Below are 22,480 nucleotides of genomic sequence, written 5' to 3' on the forward strand. Positions count from 1 at the left end.
CCGAACGTTATCCGCCGCCCGCCAGTTCCGCCCTCCGGCAACGGACGGACGCGCGATCATCCTGAAGTCGTACTTCGTCGCACTACCGCGACTTCTGAAGTAGTGTTGATGTCGTGTCGATGCCCTTGGAATCCGTGCCGTTCTCGGAGCTGCTGCGTCAGCCCGCCGAGACGGCCGAGCGGCTCTCCCGCGCTCGCGCGGTGCGACTACGACGCCGCGACGCCGCTGATCTCGTGCTGATGTCTGCCGACCGGGCGGCCGCCGAGGGTGAGGTGGTGGACCTGACGGCACGGCTGCTGGCCAGCGTCGTTCGCCGGGATCCGACCCTGGTGCGCGAGGCGCTACCGACCGTGCTGCCGTGGGTGCGGTTCCTGCCACCCGAAGACCGCGAGCAGATGGCCAACGAATTCGTTTCGACGGCAGAGGCGGCTGCGGCGGTCGGAAATACCGCTGCGGTGTCGCAGTTGCTCACCGAGTGGCGGCACACCGCCGAGATCCATGCCGACCCCGACCTGCACCGGGTCCTGGCCGCACCCAGTTCCGACGACTTCGGGGCGGTGCCCCGCCCGACCGCCGAGTGAGCGCCAAGCGCGGCGACCGGGCAGCGCCGCCACCCCGCCCTGGTAACTACATCCTCCGATTCGCGACGAACGATGCGGCCAAAGGCTGGGAGGAACTGTGCCGGCAGGCCGCGGCCAACACCCGCGCCGCGTTCGAAGCCATCGAATCCGACCCCTGCCCCTCCCCACCGACCAGCAGGCAACACCCCCTCAAAGGTTCCCTCGCCAACGCCGCGCACAACGGCAAGACGCTGCCGCAGTGGCAGTACGAGGTCACTGCAGGCGGTCGCGTCTGGTATCTCCCCGACCACGACACCCGCACCTGCTGGATCAAACACGCCGGCACGGGTCACCCCCGGGCGACCGACTGATCCACAAGCAGTCAGAGCCCTGGTAGGGGTGCCGGACGGCGCTGGCTCAGAGGCGTAGCGCTTCGGGGGTGTGCAGGCGCAGCATGATGGCGGCGACGTCGGCCGGCGCCCGTCGGCGGGTGGCGATGGACACGGCGACCATCACCGTGAAGGCAAGGGGCACCGTCCAGGCGGCCGGCTGCGCGATGAGCGTGGCCGGCCAGCCGGACAGCGGCGGGCCGAGCACGGTCACCAGCACCGCGCCGATCGCCGCCCCGCCGCCGGCCAGCACACCGGCGGCGGCGCCCAGGTCGGTCAGCCCGCGCCACCAGATGCCGAGCACCAGCAGCGGGCAGAAGCTCGACGCGGCGACCGCGAAGGCCAACCCGACCACCTGTGAGACGTCCAACCCGGAGACGTGCAGGGCCAGCACCGTCGGCACACCCCCGGCGATGAGGGTGGCCAGCCGGAAGCCACGCACCGAGCCCCGGCCGAGCACATCCGTCGAGATGACCCCGGCGACGCTTGTCAGCAGCCCCGACGAGGTGGAGAGGAACGCTGCGAACGCCCCCGCCGCGACCAGCGCGGCGAGCAGCCGCCCGACCAGTCCGTCGCCGAGGGCCGCGCCCGGCAGCAGCACCACCACCGCGTCGGTCTGCCCGCTGACGAGCAGTTGCGGTGTGTAGATCCGACCCAACACGCCGTACAGGGTGGGCAGCAGGTAGAAGACGCCGACCAGGGCCAGCACCACAAGTGTCGTCCGGCGTGCCGCCGCGCCGTCGGGGTTTGTGTAGAAGCGGACCAGCACGTGCGGCAGGCCCATCGTCCCGAGGAACGTGGCCAGGATCAGCGAGTACGTCCCGAACAGCCCCCGATCGTCGTCGCCGGCCGCGCTGGGCAGCAACCAGTCCCCCGCGTCGGTGGCCACCCCGGACACCTCCGGCACCGGGTCACCGGCGGCGAAGGACAGCTTGTCGCCGGGGCGTACCTCTCGGATGTCACCGTCGGGCAGGGTGACTGTCGCGCGGTGCTCGACCACGACTGTGGTCGCGGCCCGGAACGTCGGCCCGTCGGGCGGCGTCACCGCCGGGCGGCCGTCGGCCTGCCACTGCAACGCCAGGAAGATCACCGGTACGGCGAGAGCCGTCAACTTGAGCCAGTACTGGAACGCCTGGACGAAGGTGATCGCCCGCATCCCGCCGAGCGCCACGTTCGCGGTCACCACCGCGGCCACCAGAAGGGCACCCACGGGGTACGGGGAGCCGGCCACCGTGGCCAGCGTGAGCCCGGCGCCCTGCAACTGCGGCACCAGATAGAGCCAGCCGATGAAGATCACAAAAGCCGTGGCGAGGATGCGCAGGCGGCGGGACCCCAGCCGCAGCTCGCAGAAGTCGGGCAGCGTGAACGCGCCGGAGCGGCGCAGCGGCGCGGCCACGAACAGCAGCAGGGCCAGGTAGCCGGCGGCGAATCCGACCGGATACCAGAGGACGTCCACGCCGTACTTGAGGACCAGGCCGGCGATGCCGAGGAAGCTCGCGGCGGACAGGTACTCCCCGCCGATGGCCGCGGCGTTCCAGGTCGGACTGATCGCCCGCGACGCCACCAGGAAGTCGGACGTGGTCCGCGCCAGCCGCAGCCCGTAGAAGCCGATCCCCACGGTGACCAGGGTGACCGCGACGATGGCCGGAACCACCCAGTCGTTGCCCACGTCAGCGCTCCGGCCGCTGCACCAGGTCGGTGAAGTCCTGCTCGTTACGCTCGGCCAGCCGCACGTACGCCCAGCCCACCGCGATCAGGAACGGGAACGAGACCAGTCCGAGCAGCAGCCAGGGCAGGTTGACGCCGGCCACCGTGGTCCGACCGAGCGACGGTGCGATGGCGAACAACCAGGGCAGTCCGCCCAGCCCGATGACGACCACCAGCGACAACCGCAACGCCAACGCGAGCTGCGCCCGGACCAGGCCGCGGACCAGCGCCTCGCCGACCTGGGTCTGCTGGGCCAGCTCGGCGCGGGTCCGCTCGGAGCGGGTGTCCCTCCGGGTGATGTCGGCCAACACGATCCGGGCCCGCCGGGGCGGCGGTACCGCAGCGCCCGACCCCACGTCAGACAGTTGCTCGGCCACCCCGGCAGTCTTGCCCGCCCAGCGCGATTGTCAAGCGTTCCCGCTCACCAGCGCACCTGCGCGACGCAGTCCGTCGTGCTGCTGGTCACCCGGGTCTCGCGCAGGACCGACCAGGCACGTTCCCGGCCGAGGTTCATCGCCCAGAAGCCGTCCTCGGGCAGCTCGAAGGCGATCTCCCGAAGCGCGCACGTCCGCATCGGCTCGGGCAGCCGGGCCAGGGCCGGTACGGCGTCGGCCGACAGCCCGGAGAGGTAGGTGATGTCGAGGCGGCCGCTGTCGAGGTACCTGTCGACGTTCCGGTCCGCGATCAGCCGGTCCGGGTTGACCACTGCCAACCCCAGCAGCGCCAGCACCGCGGTGCCGATCACCAGTCGGGGCAGCCAGTCGGCCCGGAGCCGCGCCACGGCCACGCCGACCAGGACGAAGAGCACTCCGAGCGACAGCTCGACGGTCGCCACGAAGAGCCGCAGGCGCGTCGCCCCGTACGCGTCGGAGTAGACCTGCATGCGGTAGAGCGACGAGGCGACGACGACCAGGCTGAGTGCCGTGAGCACACCGAGCAGTGCCCGGACCAGCAACCGGTCGGCCCGGGTGGCCTTCGGCGCCCGGCGGGCCGCCACCGCGATCACCAGCAGGGTGAGCGCGGTGACGGCGAGCAGTTGCCAGAACCCACCCCGGGCGTACTCGGCGTAGGTGAGCCCGGCCGTGCGCAACACGTGCCCCGCGCCGCCGAAGAACACGGTCAACTGCACCAGCACGAAGGCCGCGAACAGGGCGTCGAGCAGCACCAGCGGCAGGGCCCACTCCAACCGGTGCACCGGCCGGCCCGGCTTCGCCCGCAGGCTGTCCAGATCGGGCGGCCGGCTGATCAGGTACGCGCCGCCGAGCAGGCCCAGGCCGATCAGTCCCAGGCGTACCGACCAGCCGATCACACCGTTCGGCGAGATGTCCGGCAGGAGACCCGCCAGGAGGTCGGCGAAGACCGCGTCGGCGGAGGCAAACAGCAGGCCGAACAGCGTCAGAAGACCGACCGAGATCGCGAGGCTGGTCACGATCCGCCCGATCCGGGGACCGGACGAGCGGGTGCGGTGCAGCCCGCGTACCGCCCAGGGGAGCGCTCGGACCGTCGCGGCCGGCGGCAGCGTCGCGGCCAGCAGCATCCCGAGCGGGGTCCGCCCACCGGTCACCGCGAGCGTCGCGGTGACCGCGGCGGCGAGCAGGCAGAGGACGAAGAGCCACCCTGCGGCCCGGACCGTGCCGACGGCGACCAGTGCGACGGTAGCGGCAGCCCAGACGACCTGGGCCGCCCGCCCCGGTGCCCCCGTGGCACCGGGACGAACGGTGGTCGCGGCCTCCGGCGGAGCCGGCGCAGCGGTCGGGGTCGGCGCGGCGGGTGCGGTGCGTTCGGTCAGGTCAGCCGCGGGGGACGAGGTGCCGGACCGGACGACACCGGCGGTGGCGAGCGCGGCGGTGGCCGCCAGCGCGGCGACCAGCCAGCCCAGTCCGGGACGGACCACCGACAGCGCCGAGGCGCCGACGACCGCCGCCGCGCTCAGCACGCCCAGGAGCAGCGGATGAGGGCTGCCGGTGGGCCCCGGCCAGCGCTGTGCAAGTAGCGACGGTGGCCGAGGTGGTACGGACTGGGACGGCCACGGGTGCGGCTGGCCGGCCGTCGGCGGGAGCGTCGGGCCGGGACCGGGCCGGGGCTGACCGGCCTGGCCGGGCGGGGTGGGCTGCGGTCCGGCCGGTCCCGTCGCCGGTGCGGACATGCTGCCGGGGCTGGTCATGCGGCCTCTTCTCGGTGTGGCCCGTTACTCGGGATGGTGACCCTGATGCGGCAGCCGGGCTGGGAGTTCCTGGGAGCTGCGACCGGGTCGAGGACCCCGATCTGACCGCCGTGGAGTTCGACGACCCAGCGGGCGATGGCCAGGCCCAGGCCGGTACCACCACCGGCCGCCCGATCGCCGCGGGTGAACCGCTCGAACACCCGGGAACGCTCGGCAGTCGGGATGCCCTGACCCTCGTCGCTCACCTCGAAGCGGAGTTCGCCGCCGTGTTCCTCGGCGCTCAGCCGGACCGTGCCGCCTGGTGGGCTGTGCCGCGCCGCGTTGTCCAGCAGGTTCGCGAACACCTGGTGCAGCCGCCACGGGTCCGCGCGTACGGTCAGCGGCGCCGCGAGGTCACGGAGCTGGAAGTCCACGTCCAGCCCCGCCCCGGCGGCGCTGGCGGTGGCATGCTCGACCGCCTCGTCCAGGAAGTCCGCGACGTCGATGCGGACCCGACGCAGCGGCACCACCCCGGCGTCGAGACGGGACAGGTCGAGCAGGTCGGCGACGAGATGCCCGAGCCGTTCGGTCTGGGACAGCGCCGCGCGCAGGGCCGCGGGCTCCGGCTCGGCCACGCCGTCCACCATGTTCTCCAGTACGCCCTGCAACGCGGTGATCGGCGTCCGCAGTTCGTGGGAGACGTTGGCGATCAGTTCGCGTCGGCGCTGGTCCGCCGCGTGCAGGTCCTCGGCCATCTTGTTGAACGCCTGGGCCAGCTCACCCACCTCGTCGCGGGAGGTGGCGCGTACCCGACGGGTGTAGTCGCCGCGGGCCATCGCCCCGGCGGCCGCCGTCATCTCGCGCAGCGGTGAGGTCATCCCGTGGGCGAGCACCTGCGAGGTGACAAGCGCGATGCAGATGACGGTGATCGCCGTGCCCGGCGGGAGCCAACCGATGCCGTACCAGAAGTAGCCGATGGCCACGGCCCAGGAGGCGACCAGCAGGACACCGAGCTTCATCTTGATCGAGCGGACGGGGTCCAACGGGCGGGGCAGCACCCGGTCCAGCCAGTCCACCAGTCGGTAGGTGGTCACGCGGGTACCTCCAGGGCGTACCCGACGCCGTGCACGGTCCGAATGAGATCGGCGCCGAGCTTGCGTCGCAGGGCCTTGACGTGGCTGTCCACGGTGCGGGTGCCGGTGCCCTCGGCCCAGCCCCAGACGTCGGCGAGCAGCCGCTCCCGGGGCAGCACCGTGCGGGGCCGTCCGGCGAGGTGGATCAGGAGGTCGAACTCGGTGGGGGTGAGGTGCACGTCCGCGCCGGAGCGCCGAACCCGCCGTTCCGCCTCGTTGATCTCGATGTCGCCGAGGCGGATGGCGGGTGGCGCGGGGGTCGCGGCTCGTTCCATCCGGCGCAGCAGCACGTGTACGCGGGCGGCCAGCTCCCGCATCGAGAAGGGCTTGGTGAGGTAGTCGTCCGCGCCGACGGCGAGCCCGACCAGCAGATCGGTCTCGTCGTCACGGGCCGTGAGCATCAGCACCGGCACCGGCCGGACCGCCTGGATCCGCCGGCACACCTCCAGGCCGTCGAAGCCGGGCAGCATCACGTCGAGGACGACGAGGTCCGGTTGTCCGATCCGGAATCGCTCGACCGCGCTGGGGCCGTCCGTGGCGATCTCCACGGCGAAACCTTCGGCGCGGAGTCGGGCGGCGACCGACTCGGCGATGGTGCGTTCGTCCTCGACGACCAGGACCCGGCGTTCCTTCATGGGGTCTGACTGTAGGGAGCCACCGTGGAGATCAGTGGGTGGCATTGTGAATAACCTGTGGAGAACGGTTCACCCCTGTGGATAACCCGACGGCCACGACTGCTGGCCTCGGTGAACCTCCGAGCCTCGTTGTGGACGACCGAGCAAGCTGTCAGGGTGGTCCGGTAGAGAGGAGGTGTGACGGTGACCAACCCTGCCCGGCCCGGCTGGGGCGACGCCTGGACGGTGGACGACCTCCAGGCTCTTCCCGAGGACGACCAGGTTTACGAGATCTTCGACGGGAGCCTGCTCGTGTCCCCCCGTGCGGACGTCTTCCACGGCGCGGTCGCGAACCGCCTCCGTCGGATCCTCGATCGGCAGGCCCCCGCAGGCCTGCTCGTCGGTCAGGACATCGGGGTGAGCGCCAAGCACTCCTCGTACTTCGTGCCGGATCTCTTCGTCGCTCGGGAGAGGGCGCTGGCCAGCGGCGGCGCCGCGCTCGACCCGCGCGACGTGCTCCTCGTCGTCGAGGTGATCTCGCCGAGCAACGCCGGCCGTGACCTGGTGCTCAAACGCCACGAGTACGCGGCCGCGGGCATCGGCCTCTACTGGCTGGTGGAGCCCCGGAAACAGACGTTGACGGTGCTCGCGAACACCCCGGGCGGCTACCGCGAACAGGCGCTCCTTCCGGTCGGCGAGATCTACCGCGCCGACGAGCCGTTCCCCCTGGTCCTGCCGTTGGCCGACATCTTCTGACCGGTACCGGCGGGCATGGCACGGGGCCGGTGGCAGCGCCACCGGCCCCGCTACGTCGACCCGTCAGCTGGTCGGCACGGTGTACGGGCCGAGCCGCTCAAGGGTGTAGACGCCGTGCTCGTCGGTGCTGGCGTCCTGAACTCCGACGCCTGGGTGACCGGTCGGCACCGAGACGTCGACTCAGCAACGACGGCTGTGGAACTGCCCGACCGGACGACTGTCCCCGGTGGACCGGCAGCGGTCAGTCCAGGCCGGCGCGTACCGGATGGGCCGAGGCGGAGCCGAGCCAGGTGTGCGGATTGCCGTACCAGCACCAGCCCAACTTCGGCGCGCCCTGGCTGATCCACAGGGCCGGCACCCGCTTGTCACCACAGCGGGAGCCGACCAGGGAGAAGCACCTGTTGCTGGCCAGCGCGGCCGGGTGGAGCGTGATGAGGGCGAGCCCCTCGTCGATGGTGAGTGGAAGCCGGTCCTGTGCGGTCATGCCCTCCATCGCCGTGGCGGGGGCGAGGTTGCGGAACTCCTCGCCGCGGTCGACGTCGAAGAGGAGGTACGCCGGCCCGGCGGGCACCTCCAGTTCCTTGATCGGGTCGAAGCGCGGCAGGTCGTCCTCGGCGTAGTGCCGGTCGAGGAAGCCGGGCTTGTTCTTGCCGGCCAGCGTGGTGAGTGTGAGCCGGGGCTCCACCCCGATCAGGTCCCGCGTGATGACCAGCAGGAACGGCACCCGGGCGTCGGTGGGTGCGGACAGGCCGGCGGCGCGGTCGACCGCGTGGGCCCGCAGCGGTGCGACCAGGTCGCGGAAGGTGCTCTCGGGCATCCCGGCCAGGGCCGGATAGCCCAGTCGGACCAGGTGGTCGAGTTGGCGGTCGAACTCGGTCCCGGCGTCGAACGGAGTCTCGTGCACGGCGGCCTCCCGATAGTCGTATGGACTATCGTACAACGTACGGGAGAGTGGAGGGCAATCCCGCCTCAGCGACTCCAATCCTGTTTCGCGGCCCGGACCAGCTTGTCCTTCAACTCCCGCGTGTGCCGCCGGCTCACCGGCAGCTCGGTGGAGTCGACCACCACCACGTACCCGGAGTTCACCAGGCGCAGCTCCGCGATCAACTTCAACTGCACCAGGTACGACCGGTGCACCCGCACGAAACCGGCATCCGCCCACCGCTCCGCGAGCGTGGCCAACGAGACCCGCACCAGGTGCGACCCCTCGGCGGTGTGCAACCGGGCGTAGTCCCCCTGCGCCTCCACCCAGCGCACCGCCGAGCGGGGCAGCATCCGGGTCGTACCGGCCAACTCGATCGGGATGGTCGGGTCCTCCTCCGCCCGGGCCACCGCCGCCGGATGCGACGGCACCACCCGCGAACCGATCACCCGCCGCAGCGACTCGGCCAGCCGTTCGGCACGTACCGGTTTGCGCACGTAGTCCGTGGCGCCCAGGTCGAACGCGTCCACCGCGCCGTCGTCGTAGGCGGTGACGAACACGATCGCGGGCGGCCGGGCGAACCGGCGCAGCACCCGGGCCAGCTCCATGCCGTCCAGGCCGGGCATCCGGATGTCCAGGAAGACCACGTCCACGTCGCCGTCGCGCAGCAACCGCAGCGCCTCGGTGGCGTCCCCGGCGGTGTGCAGGCGGGCCACCCGGGGGTCGGCCCGCAGGTGGTACGCCAACTCGTCGAGCGCGGGCGGCTCGTCGTCCACGGCCAGTACGCGGAGGAAACCGGTGGTCACGATCCGGCCCGTACGCCCGGGTGGAACTTCGGCACCCGCACGCTCACCCTGGTGCCCGAGCCGAGCCCGGTCTCGACGACCAGGCCGAAGCGGTCCCCGAAGACCGACCGCAGCCGCTCGTCGACGTTGGAGAGGCCGACGTGCTGGCCCTGGTCGTCCCCCGGGTCACCGGTGCCGCGGGCCAGCTCGGCGATGCCGGCGGTCAGCGTGGTCGGATCCATTCCCACCCCGTCGTCCTCCACCGTGATGTGGCATTCGGCGCCCGCGTCCCGGGCCTCGATGCTCACCATGCCCGTGCCCGGCTTGCGGGACAACCCGTGGCGGACCGCGTTCTCCACCAGCGGCTGAAGGCAGAGGAAGGGGAGCGTCACCGGCAGCACCTCGGGGGCGATCTGCAGCCGTACCTGCAACCGGTCGCCGAACCGGGCCCGCTCGATCGTCAGGTACCTGTCGATCGACCGCAGCTCCTCGGCCAGCGTGGTGAACTCCCCGTGCGCCCGGAAGGAGTACCTGGTGAACTCCGCGAACTCCAGGATCAACTCCCGGGCCCGCTCCGGGTCGGTGCGGACGAACGAACCGATCGCGGTCAACGCGTTGTAGATGAAGTGCGGGCTGATCTGCGCCCGCAACGCCCGGATCTCCGCCCGCGCCAGCCGCTCCCGCGACGAGTCCAGCTCGGCCAGGGCGAGCTGGTTGCCCGCCCAGTGCGCCGTCTCCAGGGTGGCCTGCACCAGCCCGGGCGCCGGCGCGCTGTCGGCGATCGCCACCAGTGCCCCGACCACCCGGGCGTCCGCGCCGTGCAGTGGCGCGACCACCGCACCCCGGACCGGGCAGTCGACGCGGTCGCAGTGCAGCTCGGACTCGCCGAGCACACTCGAACGCCCGGTCGCCACCGACCGCTGGGCGGCCGCGAGCAGTTGCTCGCCGTGGTGCGTGCCACGCCCGTCCAGGGCGAGCACCTGGTCGGCGTCGGTGAGCGCCAGCCCGGCCGCACCCACCAGGGCTCGCAGATGGCGTACGGCCTTCGCCGCGCCCGCCGCGCTCAGCCCCGCCCGCAGCGGCTCGGCGGCAAGCCCGGCGGTGTGCAGCACCTCGTAGGTGGCCCGTTGGGTGGCGGTGGCGATGCCGCGCCGGGCGCGCAGCCGCAGCACCGCCAGTAGGGCCGCGGTCAGCGCGGTGACCAGCGAGACGACGCCGACGACGGCGGAGAGGTTGCCACCCACGCAGCGATCCTGACGGCTCGTGGCCCTTCGCGCTAGTACGCGCCCTTGCGGGCGAGCACGACCCCGACGGTGCGCCAGAGGATGCTCAGGTCGTACGCCAGCGACCAGTTGTCGACGTAGTAGAGGTCCAGTCGGACCGCCTCGTCCCAGGACAGGTCGGAGCGGCCGGAGACCTGCCAGAGGCCGGTCATGCCGGGGCGGACCAGCAGCCGGCGGCGCACGTCACCGAGGAAGTCACCGTCGTCGGCGGGCAGCGGGCGTGGCCCGACCAGCGACATCTCACCCCAGAGCACGTTGATCAACTGTGGCAGCTCGTCCAGCGAGGAGGCCCGCAGGAAGCGACCCACCGGGAAGACCCGAGGGTCCTCCTTCATCTTGAACAGCATGCCGTCGGTCTCGTTCTGGTCGGTGAGGCTGGCCAGCCGGTCCTCGGCGTCGACGTACATGGTCCGGAACTTCCACACCCGGAAGGTGCGCCCCTCGTGGCCCACCCGGGGCTGGCGGAAGAAGACCGGCCCGGGGTCGGAGATCCGGATCGCCACGGCGATGGCGAGGAAGAGCGGGACCAGCAGCAGGAGGCCGAGGCCGGCGGCGACCCGGTCCATCAGGTTCTTGGCGAGCAGCGCCGGCCCGGAGAGGGTGGGCTCCTCGACGTACAGCAGCGGCAGGCCCTCGATCGGACGGATGTGCACCCGGGGGCCGGCGATGTCGGTCAACTGCGGGGCGACCACCAGGTCGACGCCGGAGCCTTCGAGCTGCCAGGCCAGCCGGCGCAGCTCGCCCGGCTCCGCGCTGGCCGACCCGCAGACCGCGATGGTGTCCCCACCGACCTCGCGGACCAGCGCCAGGACGTCGCGGCCGGCGTGCACCGGTACCGGGGTCGGCACTCCACGGGCCGCCGCGTACCCGTCGGTGATGTGGATCGCGACAGGTATCAACCCGGCATTCGGGCTGCGGGTGACCGCCGCGTAGACCTCCAGGCACTCCGGCAGGGTGCCCACCAGCACCATCCGGTGCGCGGCCTGGCCAGCGCGTCGGCGGATGTAGTGCAGCGCCCAACGGGCCACGAACCGACCCCAGAGGATCAGCAGCAGCCCTCCGAGCAGCGCCGTGCCGACAGTCCAACGCGACGGCGCCGTCTTGGTGGAGAAGGCCAGGAACGAGACACTGGCGGTGACCGTCACCGCGCCCCGGATCACCCGCTTGAACTCGTCCGGCCCCAACCCCAGGTAGCGCCGGTCGTACGCCCGGTTGCTCCAGAGGATGACCACCCAGCCGAGTGGGAGGAGCAGGTAGGAGATCGTGTGGAACCAGGTGAGGTCGGTGTGCGAGCCGGAGAAGCCCGAGGTGGCCTGGTCGAACAGTTGGATCGCGATCCAACTGGCGAACGCCGCCGCCCCGAAGTCGTGCACGAGCAGGATCGCCGTATAGGGGCGGTGCCAGCGGGAGACACGGCGTCGCGCCCTGGCCCACGCCGACCGAGGGACGCCGTTGTGCGACGGCGGCGTCGGCGGCTGGATCTCGAAGCTGTCGACGTGCCGCACGAGTCTGCTCCGGCCTTCGTTGGATACCGGGCGCTGGAGGCTTGCCGTCACCTCACCCATGTCCTCCCGCATGACACGGGCCGCTCACTCGGAGTGAGGGCCCGGGTCGCCCACCGTCCCAGTCTCCCACGCGGGCTCCGACCGGTCGTCGCCCCGAAGGAGATTGGCGACCGATGGTGCCGGAGGGATCTGGCCGGCTCCGCACCATTTCAGAAGCCGGGGACCGGGCCACTATACCGATGGATGCGCGTGTGGCGAGAACGGTGGACGGGAGCTTCGGCTTACTCTGGCTGATTCCGCTCCGTAGTCGCCGAGTGCAATTACTCACCGTACAAGTCGCGACAACCGTCGGTCAGCGAGCGGCTTGCCGCCCGTCTGGCACGTCGCGCAGTACTGAAGGCTCGAATCGGCGAACGACACCTCGCGCACGGTGTCCCCGCAGACCGGGCAGGGCAGCCCGGTGCGGGCGTGCACCTTCAACCCGGACCGCTTCTCACCCTTCAGCTCGGCGGCACGCTGGCCGAGGGACCGCTCGACCGCGTCACCGAGCACCTGCCGCGTCGCCGCGTGCAGGGTGGCGAGCTGGGCGTCCGTGAGCCGATCGGTGATCGCGAACGGGGACAGCTTCGCGGCGTGCAGGATCTCGTCGGAGTACGCGTTGCCCACCCCGGACAGCACCGACTGGTCGGTCAACACCCCCTTGACCTGCCCGCGCCGACTGCGCAGACGCTCGACGAAGGTGGGCAGGTCGGCGGCGAATGCGTCCGGGCCCAGCTTGGCCACCCCGGGGACCGCCGCCGGGTCGGCGACCAGGTACGCGGCCAGCTTCTTCTGGGTGCCGGCCTCGGTGAGGTCGAAGCCCGAGCCGTCGTCGAGGCGGACGCGTACCGCGATCGGACCCTTGCCGGGCCGCAGCGGCGTGGTGGAACCAAACGCCTCCCGGTAGTGCAGCCAGCCCGCCCGGGCCAGGTGCACCACGAGATGCAGATCACCCTCGACGACCACGTCGAGGAACTTGCCGTGCCGCCGGGCGTCGACCACCGCCCGGCCGGCGACCGCGGCGGGTGCCGGGTCGTACGTCTTCAGGGCGCTGATCGCGGCGATCTCCAGCCGGTCGACACGCCGCCCCACCGCGCGCTGCCGCAGGTAACCCGCGAGCGCCTCAACCTCCGGTAGTTCGGGCACCAGTCAACGGTAGCCTTCTTTCCCGTGAGAATCGTGGTGGCGCACAACCGGTACCGGGAAGCTCAGCCCTCCGGCGAGAACACGATCGTCGACTCGGAGATCGCTCAGCTCACCACTGCCGGCGTCGACGTGCTGCCCTTCATCCGCAGCTCGGACGAGATCCCGTCGATGTCGAAGGCGGCCAAGGCGCTGCTGCCGATCTCGCCGATCTGGGCGCCACGCGCCCAGCAGGACCTGGGCCGGCTGCTCACCGAGCACCGACCGGACGTCCTGCACCTGCACAACCCGTACCCCCTGATTTCGCCCTGGGTGGTGCGGACCGCGCACCGGCACGGCGTGCCTGTGGTGCAGACGGTGCACAACTACCGGCAGGTCTGCTCGTCGGGGATCTACTTCCGCGACGGGGTGATCTGCCAGGACTGCAAGGGTCGGGCGCTGGGCGTGCCGGCGATCAAGCACCGCTGCTACCGCGACTCGGCGGCGCAGAGCGCGCTGATGGCGACCACCCTGGCCGTGCACCGGGGCACCTGGCGCTCGGTGGACCGCTACATCGCGCTCACCACGGCCATCGCCGATCACCTGCGCGACTACGGCATTCCGGGCGATCGGATCGTCGTGAAGCCGAATGCCGTACCCGATCCGGGTCGGCCGGCGCCGCTGGGTGACGGCTTCCTCTACATGGCCCGGCTGTCGCCCGAGAAGGGTGTCGACCTGCTGCTCGACGCCTGGCGGCGGCACCCGGTGGGCACCCTGGGCACTCTGCGTGTGGCCGGTGACGGCGAGCTGCGCCCGCTGGTGGAGGCCGCCGCCGCCGAGCGACCAGACGTCGTCTACCTCGGTCAGCTCGACCGCGCCGGCGTACGCGCCGCGGTCGAGGCGAGCGCCGTGGTGATCGCGGCCTCGATGTGGCACGACGTGCTGCCGACGGTGATCATCGAGGCGCTGGCCAGCGGTCGGCCGGTGCTCGGCACCGCGTTGGGCGGCATCCCGTACCTCGTCGGAGCGGACGCCCCGCACGAGCCCGCCGGCACCGGCCCGGCCGAGACCGCCTCGGCGGTCGCCGGGGGTGGCGGGCCGGCCATGCCGACCGGGATCGGCCTCGGCGAGGCCGGCTGGGTGGTGGCCCCGGAACCGGCCGCGCTGGCGGCGGCCCTGCCGGTGGCCCGGGCCGGCGCGGCCGGGCTGACCCTGGCCGCCCGCGCCCGCTACGAGCGGATGTTCCACCCCGACGTGGTCACCAAGCAGCTCATCGACATCTACGCGGGCATGACCCACACCTGATCCACCCCGCGCCTGGCGTCGGCGGGGCGGGCGCGGGTCAGCGCAGGGAGGCTCGGGCGGAGAAGGCGATGCTCGCCAGCAGGAAGCCGCCGTTGACGACTGTGAACGCGACAAGCACCCAGAGGACCAGGGCGGGGGCCACGGCCAGCACCAGGGCGGCCACGAAGACGACCGCGCCGTAGTCGCGGACCAGCTTCGCGAGGCGTACCGGCAGCGAGGTCGAGGTGACCATGCTGGCCGCGTTCGGGCCGGCCTGCATCACCGACGTCACCAGGTTGACCATCCAGGTGCCGGCGAAGGTCGCCACCAGCCAGGTCGGCGTGGACGGCTCCTGCGCCACGGCGGTGGCGGCCAGGGCGGCCACCAGGGCGATCTGGGCGGCCACGTCGCAGAGGATGTCGATCCGGGCCCCGGCCGCGCTGCCCTGGCCGGTCACCCGGGCGAGCTGCCCGTCGGCGCAGTCCAGGGAGTACGCGACCTGCCAGCCGACCAGGGCGAGCAGGCCGACCATCCAGGCCGGTACGTCCCCGTCGGCTACCGGTCCGGCGAGCGCCACCACGGTGACCGAGGTGGCCAGGCCGAGCACCAGGTTGGTGATCGTCAACGCCGTGGGGCGCAGCCCGAGCCGCTGGGCGACGAGCGCGAAGACGGCGCCCAGCCACTGGCTGATCGACTCGCTGAACAGGCCGCCGCCCCGGTTCACCCGGTGGAAGTCGGCGACTGTGGGACGGGGGTCAGCCAAGCTGGTCGCGGATTGCACCGGCGTAGTCTGCCAGCCGCTCCCGCGTCTCGGTAGGCGACAGGGCCAGGTGCTCGAGGATCGTGTACCGGTCCGGTCGGGTACGCGGCGCGAACTGCACCGCCTCCACGAACTGGTCGTCGGTGAGGCCCACCTCGGCGGGGAGCCGGGGCAGACCGTGCCGGGCCAGGCAGGCCGACATCTCCCCGAAGCGGCGCAGGTCCCCCCGCAGCCAGGTGCAGAACAGCGCCCCCAGCCCGGCCAGCTCGCCGTGCGAGGCGGTCCCCGGAAAGAGCGAGTCGACCGCGTGCATGATCTCGTGGCAGCCGCCGCTGGACGGACGGCTGGTGCCGCAGACCGCCATCGCGAGGCCGCTGGAGATCAGTGCCTCGGCGAGCACGGTGACGAACGCGTCGTCGCTCATGTCGCCGGGGTGGTTGAGCACCGCTTCGGCGCCCGCCCGGGCCAGCGAGGCGGCCAGCCCGTCCACCGGCTCACCGCGTACCCGCCGGGACAGTTCCCAGTCGGCAAGCGCGCTGATGTTGCTGATCACGTCGCCGATGCCGGCCCGGTTGTGCCGGTCCGGACCGCTCTCCACGAAGTCCAGGTCGACGATCACCCCGATCGGGATGTGCACGCCGTAGGAGCCCTTGATCCCGTCGGTGATCAGGCTGGCCACCGGGGAGGCGATCCCGTCGTTGGCGAGGCTTGTCGCCACCGACACCATCGGCAGCCCTCGGCGGGTCGCCGCGTACTTGGCGACGTCTATCGTCTTGCCGCCGCCGATGCCCACGACCGCGTCGTACGACCGGGTGCGGAGTTTGCCGCCCAGGTCGTCGGCGGCGTCCAGCGTCCCGCCGGAGACGGTGAACACGTCCGCCGAGCGCAGCGACGGTCGGATCAGCTCCGCGATCTGCGCGCCCTGACCCGGACCGACCACCACCGCCACGTCCCCGCCGGAGGAGATCCGCCCGTCGACCAGGATCGCGGCGAGGTCGGCGACCGCCCCGCGTCGCACGTCGATGTGCAGCGGGGTGAGGACGCTCCGAGCTAGTAGAGGCACGCGATCTCCCGCGCGCGGGCCAGGTCGGCGTGGTTGTCGACCTCGACCCAGGGGACGTCACCGATCGGCGCGGCCCGCACCTCACCGCCCCGGTCGGCGAACTCCTGGTAGCCGTCCTCGTAGTAGAGGTTCGGGTCCCGCCGCCAGGTCGCCTCCAGCGCGTCGGCGAGGGCGTCGGCGACCTGCGGCTCGATGAGGGTCGCGCCGATGTACTCCCCGTACGCCTCGCCCGGATCCATGATCTTGGTGATGCGGGTGAGCTGGCCGGCGGCGTCGAAGGTGGTCTTCATCTCCTCCTCGGCCAGCGGCTTGAGGGTGTCCACCGCGAGCAGGATCCCCGGGCCGCGCTCGGCCAGCAGGGTCTTCTCGATGCTCACCGGGTGCACGGTGTCCCCGTTGACAAGCAGCACCCCGCGCGCGAAGTACTCCCGGGCCAGCCAGAGCGAGTAGGCGTTGTTCCACTCCTCGGCCTTGTCGTTGTGCACCAGGGTGAGCGTGACCCCGTACTTCTTCTCCAGGTCGGCCTGCCGCTCGCGGACCGCGTCCGCCGCGTAGCCCACCACGATCACGATGTCGGTGAGCCCGACCTCGGCCAGGTTGCCGAGCGCGATGTCCAGGATCGTGGTCTCGCCGTCCACCGGCACCAACGCCTTCGGCAGGGTGTCGGTGTACGGGCGCAGCCGTCGTCCCGCTCCGGCCGCGAGCACCATTCCGATCATCGCGACATCCTCCCTCGTCCTGCTCCCCGTCACCGGTGGAGGATAGCGCCGGCCGGCCGTGCCGCTCCGGCCAACCGGGTCAGCCGGGTCAGCCGGGCAGCGCCGCCAGGTCGGCGAGCATCTCCAGCCGCTCCTCCGCGTCGAGCGCGGCGTACGGGCCGGCGGCCCGCCGGTCGGTCTCCAGCTCGATGGCCAGCCGCTCTGGGCCGTAGGGCAGGGTGGCGACGCTCGACGCGGTGTGTCCGGCCGCGGTCCAGGCGGCGGCGTACGCGTCGGCCCGGTGGTGGCGCAGCGTGCCGAGCCGGTTGAGCAGCAGCACGCCGGGCAGGGTGCCGTCCGGCTCGTGCGGGGGCGCCAGCGCCGCGAACGCCGATCCGTCCCGGTCGTCGGCGTCGGTCAACACCAGGGCGTACGTCAGCAGGCGGCCGAGCGCCGCCACGAGCCGCGTGACCCGTTCGTCGTGCCCGGCCCACAACTCCTCGGTGACCTCGGCGTGCACCTGGTACAGCTCGCCGAGGAAGGCGGCACCCCGCTCGGTGGCGGAGAGGGTGCCGTCCGGGTGGCGGTGGAGCATGCCGTACGCCATGTGTTTGTCGACGGCCCGGCGGACCGTGACCGGGTCGGCGTGGCGGGTGACAGCCGCGAAGCCCGGCCCGTCGACAGTGCCTCCCGGCGCGGCGAGCCGGGTGCGCAGGTCCACCAGGAGGCCGGTCGCGGCCGGGCCGCCGTACCGCTGACCCAGCTCCGCCGCGCCGCCGTGCCGGCCGGCGAGCATGCCGGCGTGGAACGTCCGGTCCACGGCCGGGGCCAGCAGCCCGGCGATCCGGTGCGGCGCCAGCTCGACGGTGTTCACCTACCGATCGACCGCAGGGCCAGGCCGTCGTGGTCGACGATCAGCGCGCCGGCGCAGCGCAGGGGCTCGGTGGACACGCTTCGACAGTAGCGAGCGGGCCCACATCGCGACGACGCCCGGTCTTGTCCCGGAAACATCCACAGACGACGATGTCCGTACCGAATGCCACCGTCCCAAAGGGGTGATGTGTGATGCAGGTACGGGAAGCGATGTCCAGCCAGGTCCTCGTCGTCGGTCCGGAGCACACGCTGCGTCAGGCGGCCCGGATGATGTCGGCCCGCGGTGTCGGGTCGGCGGTAGTGATCGATCCCGAGTCCGAGGGCGTGGGGATCATGACCGAACGCGACGTGTTGAAGGCCATCGGCGCGGGCCTCGACTGCGACACCGAACGCACCGGTGCCCACCTGACCTGGGACGTGGTCTACGCGGGCCCGGAGTGGACGGTGGCCGAGGCCGCCGCCGCGATGGCCCGGGGCGGCTTCCGGCACCTGGTGGTGCTCGACGGCGGGGAGGTGGCCGGGGTGATCTCGGTGCGGGACATCATGCGGGTCTGGGCGGAGAGTCAGGTGGCCGCCGCGACCTGACCCGGGCAGGTGTGCGAGGCCGGATCGACGGGTAAGGATCCCTCGCGGGCACGGAGGTGCCGTGGCCCGTGAGGGAGGGCCCGATGCGTGACGCGGAGCGCCTGGTCGAGCAGCAGTACGCGATGCTTCTGCGGCGGGACGTGGCCCGGCTGCCGGATCTGTACGCCCCGGAGGCGTTCTACGCCATGCCGGGTGTCACGGTCCGGCCCATCGAGCTGCCCGCGCTGCTGCGCACCTGGACTGGCGCATTCCCGGACCTGCGGGTCGACCCGCTGGGCGTGGTCCGCACGTCCGGTGGCGCGGCCGTCGAGCTGCGCCTCAGCGGCACCCACACCGGCACGCTGCACTCGCCGTACGGCACCGTCGCGCCTACCGGCCGCTCGGTGAGCTGGGAGGTGGCCGACGTGGTCCGGGCCCGCCGTGGCCGGATCATCGCGTGGCGCTCCTACTTCGACTGGAGTCATCTCCTCGACGCGCTCGGCGTGCAGTTGGAGGGCCTTTCCCGGGCGGCGCAGCACGACTCGCTCGCACTTCCGGTCTGATCTGGGGTCGACCGGTCGGCTCGGTTCACCCGTCCCGGTGGCTCAGGATGCGGACATCGCCGTGCCGTCCGCGCGTTCCCCGCCGCCGCCCGTACGCTCAATGTCCATGACCGCCGAGCAGCTGATCTCCTTTGCCCGTGGGGCGCCCTCGCTGGACATCGTCGATGTCGAGGGGCTCAAGGCCGCCGCCGTACGCGCCTTCGACGCCGACCCCGCGGGCGTCACGGCGTACGGCACCTCCGTCGGTTACCTTCCGCTGCGGAAGTGGATCGCCGACAAGCACGGGGTGGAAGCCAACCAGGTGCTGGTCACCAATGGCTCGCTCCAGGCCGACGCGTTCCTCTTCGACCACCTGGTCCGGCCCGGCGACGCGGTGGTGGTCGAGCGTCCGACGTACGACCGCACGCTGCTCAACCTCCAGCGGATGGGCAGCGAGCTGCACAGCGTCGCGGTCCAGCCGGACGGTCTGGACACCGCCGAACTGCGCAAGCTGCTGGAGTCCGGGGTGCGTCCCCGGCTCGCGCACGTCATCCCGAACTACCAGAACCCGGCCGGCATGACGCTGTCGCTGGAGAAGCGCCGCGAGCTGCTCGACCTGGCCGCCGAGTACGAGTTCACGATCTTCGAGGACGACCCGTACGCGGACGTCCGCTTCCGTGGCGAGGCGCTGCCGTCGATGCTCTCGCTGGACACTCGCAACGTGGTCGTGCACGCGTCGAGCTTCACCAAGACGGTCTGCCCGGGCGTACGGGTCGGTTACCTGGTCGGGCCGGCGGATCTGATCGCCGACATCGCCAAGAACGCGACGAGTCTCTACATCTCGCCCGGCATGGTGTCGCAGGCGATCGTGCACCAGTTCTGCGTCTCCGGCGACATCGACCGCTCGATCGAGACCGTCCGGGCGGCCCTGGGCGAGCGCGCCCGGGTGCTGGCCGAGTCACTGCGCCAACACCTGCCGCAGGCCCGGTTCGTGGAGCCCGACGGCGGCTACTTCCTGTGGGTGGAGTTCCCCGAGGACGTGCTGGTGGACCGGCTCGCCCCGGCTGCGGCCGAGCGTGGGGTCGCAGTGGTCAAGGGCAGCGACTTCGTTCTCGACGGTGGGCGGCACGCCCTGCGCCTGGCCTTCTCGGCGGTGACGGCCGACAAGATCGACGAGGGTGTCCGCCGGCTCGCCGCGGCTGTCGAGGCCATCCGGAGCTGATTTCTGTCGGGTTCCCGACAGAACGACGATGCCGGCCGTCCCGGGACTCCCCAGCGGGCGGCCGGCGGCTCACAATGCTGCGAGCGTCACCCGTCGCGTGTAGCGGGGCTCACCGCCCCGCCGCCACCTCGGGCCACGCGCGCAGCACAACCCCCGCCCCCACGGGCGCCGGGTGGGCCGTGTCGTCCTTCACCCCCCGATGCGGCCCGGCCCGCCCGGCGCCGCACCCGCGACCGCCGTCACACCTGCCGATGGCGACCATCGGCGTAGCCTGCAACCCGCAGGCGAGCGCGGGGAGGTGTCGCGATGACGGATCGGGCAGAGCGGGGCCGGACGGTCCCGCAGAACACGTCCCGGGTGCTGCGACCCCGGGCCTGGCCGTCGCCGGTCCGGGCGGTGACCAGGATGCTCAACGCCGACGGGTCGCCACCCACTCCGGCATCCACCGGCACCGGCCGCAGCGGGGTGGTCGACTGCGCCCTCTACGTCGACGGCAAGCGGCAGCCCGGCGACTGGACGTACGCGGAGGCGCTGGAGGCGGCCCGTCGGGAGGAGCACGGCTTCGTCTGGATCGGCCTGCACCAGCCGGAGCTGGCCGAGATGACCGCCATCGCGGAGACGTACGGCCTGCACGAGTTGGCCGTCGAGGACGCGGTGAAGGCCGAGCAGCGGCCCAAGCTGGAGCGCTTCGGGGAAGTGGCCTTCCTGGTGCTGCGCACCGCCCGGTACTGCGAGCACACCGAGCTGACCGAGACCTCCGAGGTCGTCGAGACCGGCCAGGTGATGCTCTTCATCGGCCCGAACTTCCTGATCAGCGTCCGGCACGGCGACGCCTGTCGGCTCTCCCCGGTCCGCGCCGACCTGGAGACCAAGCAGGAGTTGCTGCTCCAGGGCCCGTGGGCCGTCGCGTACGGCGTGACCGACCGGGTGGTCGACCTCTATCTGGAGGTGGCCGAGCAGCTCGAGGACGACCTGGACGTGCTGGAGGCCGAGGTCTTCGACCGCAACAGCCACGGCCGCATCCAGCGGATCTACCAGATGAAGCGGGAGCTGGTGGAGTTCAAGCGGGCGGTGGTCCCGTTGCAGCGACCGCTGATGACGCTCACCTCCCAGATGAACCGGGACGTGCCCAAGGAGATCCGTAAGTACTTCCGGGACGTGCAGGACCACCTGAGCCGCACCGTCGAGCAGGTGAACTCGTACGACGACCTGCTGAACTCGATCCTGCAGGCGCGGCTGGCCCAGGTCAGCGTCGACCAGAACAACGACATGCGCAAGATCGCCGCGTGGGCGGCCATCGCCGCCGTCTGGACGTCCATCGCCGGCGTCGAGGGCATGAACTTCGACAACATGCCCGAGCTGAAGATGACGTACGGCTATCCGGTGGCCCTGGCCCTGATGCTCGGTGTCTCCCTGGCCCTCTACCGCTGGTTCCGCCGCAACGGCTGGCTCTGACCGCGCGGCCGGAGCCGCCTGGAGACCGCGGGGCTTGATCCACTCGGCTTCAGTGAAGTCGGGGCATCCCGCGGATCCGGACACCCCGATTTCGTGGAACCCGAGTGGATCTCGCAGGGGCTCAGCTCACGCGGGGTGCGCCGCTCGACGCGGAAGCGCCGGCGAGCGGGAAGAACCCGCGTCGCCGGCGCTCGCCGCGTTGCTGTATCGGGGGTCAGCGACGGCCGTTGGTGCGGGCCGTGTCCTTGCCGAGCGCCTTGGTGAGGTCGTCGGTCGGCCGACCGGTGACGTCCGTGGCACCCTCGGCGACCGAGGGGACCTTGTCGGTCGGGCGGATCCCGGTCTGCTTGGCCGGGGCGGTGGTGCTGGCGCTGCTGCCCCCGGCCACCGCCGAGCTGCCGGCGCCTGTCATCCCGGCCGCGCCGCTCATGGCGGACCCGTCGGTGCCCTTCTTGGTCGCGGCCGGCGTACGCACCTCGATCGAGTCGACCTCGTCGCGCATCGGCTCCAGGGTGCGGGTCGGGTCGTACTCGGCCCACTCCTGCTGCTCCCGGCGGCGACGCAGGGCGACCGCACCGGCCAGGCCGGCGATGGCGCCCGCGGCCAGCAGGCCGGTCATCATCGAGCCGCGACGGCGCGGCTGCTTCTTCTTACCGGTGATCCGCATGGTCTTCGACTTGGCCTTCCTGGTCAGCGGCCCTGCCTGCGCGGCGCCGTCCCGGGCTGCCGCCGCCAGCGGTGCCAGCGTGGTGAGTGTGGTTCCCCAGCCGGTCGACGCACGGTCGCGCACCTTCACCGCAGCCGGTCCCACGTAGCCCCGGGCCACCTGGACCCGCGGACCGACGGTCGCGCCGGCGCCCTTGGCCGCGTGGTTGGCTGCCTGCATCAGGTGGCTGATGCTCTGGTTCAGCTCAGCCTTGGCGAGCTGGCCCTGGGACTGACGCCGCCCGATTCCAAACACGGTCCTACCTCCTGGGAGTTGTTCCTTCGTCATCCTCCACCAACGGATGCCTCCGCGATGCCAGATCGGGCACATGGGAGGATCCGCATGGAACTGACCA

At 71.9% G+C, this 22,480-nt stretch carries 23 protein-coding genes; 8 read left to right on the plus strand and 15 right to left on the minus strand.

Going from position 1 to position 22,480, the window contains the following annotated elements; translation table 11 throughout:
- Positions 1-119: 119 nt before the first annotated feature.
- The gene (locus ACGFIE_RS05005; protein WP_363681400.1) at positions 120-581 is read left to right on the plus strand and encodes a hypothetical protein; all 462 of its coding nucleotides are present in this window, start codon (positions 120-122) and stop codon (positions 579-581) included.
- Positions 578-931, plus strand: a complete 354-nt coding sequence (locus tag ACGFIE_RS05010; RefSeq protein ID WP_363680664.1) for a hypothetical protein — start codon at positions 578-580, stop codon at positions 929-931. Before ACGFIE_RS05005 ends, ACGFIE_RS05010 begins: the two co-directional genes overlap by 4 nt.
- A 46-nt stretch (positions 932-977) precedes the next feature.
- Here the strand turns inward: ACGFIE_RS05010 and ACGFIE_RS05015 are convergent, their stop codons facing one another.
- From ACGFIE_RS05015 to ACGFIE_RS05035, 5 genes are read right to left on the minus strand one after another with little or no spacing between them, the layout of a single operon-like run.
- Entirely contained in the window at positions 978-2,618 is a 1,641-nt protein-coding gene (locus tag ACGFIE_RS05015; protein WP_393291053.1) for a cation acetate symporter, read from the minus strand.
- A 1-nt stretch (position 2,619) separates the two neighbouring features.
- On the minus strand, positions 2,620-3,033 hold the full coding sequence (locus ACGFIE_RS05020; protein ID WP_007453686.1) for a hypothetical protein: 414 nt from the start codon (positions 3,031-3,033) through the stop codon (positions 2,620-2,622).
- A 44-nt stretch (positions 3,034-3,077) separates the two neighbouring features.
- Positions 3,078-4,820: a DUF4153 domain-containing protein gene (locus ACGFIE_RS05025; RefSeq protein ID WP_393291054.1), complete on the minus strand. Its 1,743-nt coding sequence runs from the start codon at positions 4,818-4,820 to the stop codon at positions 3,078-3,080.
- On the minus strand, positions 4,817-5,893 hold the full coding sequence (locus tag ACGFIE_RS05030; RefSeq protein ID WP_393291055.1) for a sensor histidine kinase: 1,077 nt from the start codon (positions 5,891-5,893) through the stop codon (positions 4,817-4,819). The genes ACGFIE_RS05025 and ACGFIE_RS05030 overlap by 4 nt, the downstream gene beginning before the upstream one ends.
- Positions 5,890-6,567 carry a response regulator transcription factor gene (locus tag ACGFIE_RS05035; RefSeq protein WP_393291058.1) on the minus strand — a complete coding sequence of 226 codons (678 nt, stop codon included), beginning with the start codon at positions 6,565-6,567 and terminating at the stop codon, positions 5,890-5,892. The genes ACGFIE_RS05030 and ACGFIE_RS05035 overlap by 4 nt, the downstream gene beginning before the upstream one ends.
- A gap of 183 nt (positions 6,568-6,750) precedes the next feature.
- Between ACGFIE_RS05035 and ACGFIE_RS05040 the strand changes: the two genes are divergently transcribed.
- Positions 6,751-7,302: a Uma2 family endonuclease gene (locus ACGFIE_RS05040; protein ID WP_393291061.1), complete on the plus strand. Its 552-nt coding sequence runs from the start codon at positions 6,751-6,753 to the stop codon at positions 7,300-7,302.
- Positions 7,303-7,543: 241 nt separating this feature from the next.
- Here ACGFIE_RS05040 and ACGFIE_RS05045 read toward each other — a convergent pair whose 3' ends face one another.
- From ACGFIE_RS05045 to ACGFIE_RS05065, 5 genes are all read right to left on the minus strand, one after another.
- Positions 7,544-8,206: a DUF5701 family protein gene (locus ACGFIE_RS05045; protein ID WP_393291062.1), complete on the minus strand. Its 663-nt coding sequence runs from the start codon at positions 8,204-8,206 to the stop codon at positions 7,544-7,546.
- Positions 8,207-8,271: 65 nt separating this feature from the next.
- The gene (locus ACGFIE_RS05050; protein WP_363681397.1) at positions 8,272-9,033 is read right to left on the minus strand and encodes a LytTR family DNA-binding domain-containing protein; all 762 of its coding nucleotides are present in this window, start codon (positions 9,031-9,033) and stop codon (positions 8,272-8,274) included.
- On the minus strand, positions 9,027-10,253 hold the full coding sequence (locus tag ACGFIE_RS05055) for a sensor histidine kinase (RefSeq protein ID WP_393291064.1): 1,227 nt from the start codon (positions 10,251-10,253) through the stop codon (positions 9,027-9,029). Before ACGFIE_RS05055 ends, ACGFIE_RS05050 begins: the two co-directional genes overlap by 7 nt.
- 32 nt (positions 10,254-10,285) lie before the next feature.
- Positions 10,286-11,857, minus strand: a complete 1,572-nt coding sequence (locus tag ACGFIE_RS05060; protein WP_393291308.1) for a sugar transferase — start codon at positions 11,855-11,857, stop codon at positions 10,286-10,288.
- A gap of 264 nt (positions 11,858-12,121) precedes the next feature.
- Positions 12,122-12,982 (minus strand): Fpg/Nei family DNA glycosylase, encoded by an 861-nt coding sequence (locus ACGFIE_RS05065; RefSeq protein ID WP_393291067.1) that lies wholly within the window; start codon positions 12,980-12,982, stop codon positions 12,122-12,124.
- Positions 12,983-13,006: 24 nt separating this feature from the next.
- Here ACGFIE_RS05065 and ACGFIE_RS05070 point away from each other — a divergent pair, with 24 nt between their 5' ends.
- Entirely contained in the window at positions 13,007-14,263 is a 1,257-nt protein-coding gene (locus ACGFIE_RS05070; protein WP_393291069.1) for a glycosyltransferase, read from the plus strand.
- 37 nt (positions 14,264-14,300) lie between these two features.
- Here ACGFIE_RS05070 and ACGFIE_RS05075 read toward each other — a convergent pair whose 3' ends face one another.
- The 4 genes from ACGFIE_RS05075 to ACGFIE_RS05090 all read right to left on the minus strand — a co-directional run bounded on the left by ACGFIE_RS05075 (position 14,301) and on the right by ACGFIE_RS05090 (position 17,637).
- Positions 14,301-15,023 (minus strand): CDP-alcohol phosphatidyltransferase family protein, encoded by a 723-nt coding sequence (locus ACGFIE_RS05075; protein WP_393291071.1) that lies wholly within the window; start codon positions 15,021-15,023, stop codon positions 14,301-14,303.
- Complete coding sequence (locus ACGFIE_RS05080) at positions 14,998-16,065, minus strand: iron-containing alcohol dehydrogenase family protein (RefSeq protein WP_393291073.1); 1,068 nt, start codon at positions 16,063-16,065, stop codon at positions 14,998-15,000. Before ACGFIE_RS05080 ends, ACGFIE_RS05075 begins: the two co-directional genes overlap by 26 nt.
- Positions 16,053-16,784, minus strand: coding sequence for a phosphocholine cytidylyltransferase family protein (locus ACGFIE_RS05085; protein ID WP_266247281.1), 732 nt, complete (start codon positions 16,782-16,784; stop codon positions 16,053-16,055). Before ACGFIE_RS05085 ends, ACGFIE_RS05080 begins: the two co-directional genes overlap by 13 nt.
- Before the next feature lie 88 nt (positions 16,785-16,872).
- Positions 16,873-17,637: a hypothetical protein gene (locus ACGFIE_RS05090; RefSeq protein ID WP_393291076.1), complete on the minus strand. Its 765-nt coding sequence runs from the start codon at positions 17,635-17,637 to the stop codon at positions 16,873-16,875.
- Between the two features lie 191 nt (positions 17,638-17,828).
- Here ACGFIE_RS05090 and ACGFIE_RS05095 point away from each other — a divergent pair, with 191 nt between their 5' ends.
- The 4 genes from ACGFIE_RS05095 (at position 17,829) to corA (ending at position 21,419) form a co-directional block, all read left to right on the plus strand.
- Positions 17,829-18,221, plus strand: a complete 393-nt coding sequence (locus ACGFIE_RS05095) for a CBS domain-containing protein (protein ID WP_363680639.1) — start codon at positions 17,829-17,831, stop codon at positions 18,219-18,221.
- 83 nt (positions 18,222-18,304) lie between these two features.
- Positions 18,305-18,763 carry an ester cyclase gene (locus tag ACGFIE_RS05100; RefSeq protein WP_393291079.1) on the plus strand — a complete coding sequence of 153 codons (459 nt, stop codon included), beginning with the start codon at positions 18,305-18,307 and terminating at the stop codon, positions 18,761-18,763.
- Between the two features lie 106 nt (positions 18,764-18,869).
- Entirely contained in the window at positions 18,870-19,964 is a 1,095-nt protein-coding gene (locus ACGFIE_RS05105) for a PLP-dependent aminotransferase family protein (RefSeq protein ID WP_363680635.1), read from the plus strand.
- Positions 19,965-20,270: 306 nt separating this feature from the next.
- Positions 20,271-21,419: a magnesium/cobalt transporter CorA gene (gene corA, locus ACGFIE_RS05110; protein ID WP_393291081.1), complete on the plus strand. Its 1,149-nt coding sequence runs from the start codon at positions 20,271-20,273 to the stop codon at positions 21,417-21,419.
- A 214-nt stretch (positions 21,420-21,633) separates the two neighbouring features.
- Here the strand turns inward: corA and ACGFIE_RS05115 are convergent, their stop codons facing one another.
- On the minus strand, positions 21,634-22,413 hold the full coding sequence (locus ACGFIE_RS05115) for a hypothetical protein (RefSeq protein ID WP_393291083.1): 780 nt from the start codon (positions 22,411-22,413) through the stop codon (positions 21,634-21,636).
- Positions 22,414-22,480 lie beyond the last annotated feature (67 nt).

It is taken from the genome of Micromonospora sp. NPDC049275 (genome assembly GCF_043197115.1).
Taxonomy (GTDB): Bacteria; Actinomycetota; Actinomycetes; order Mycobacteriales; family Micromonosporaceae; genus Micromonospora.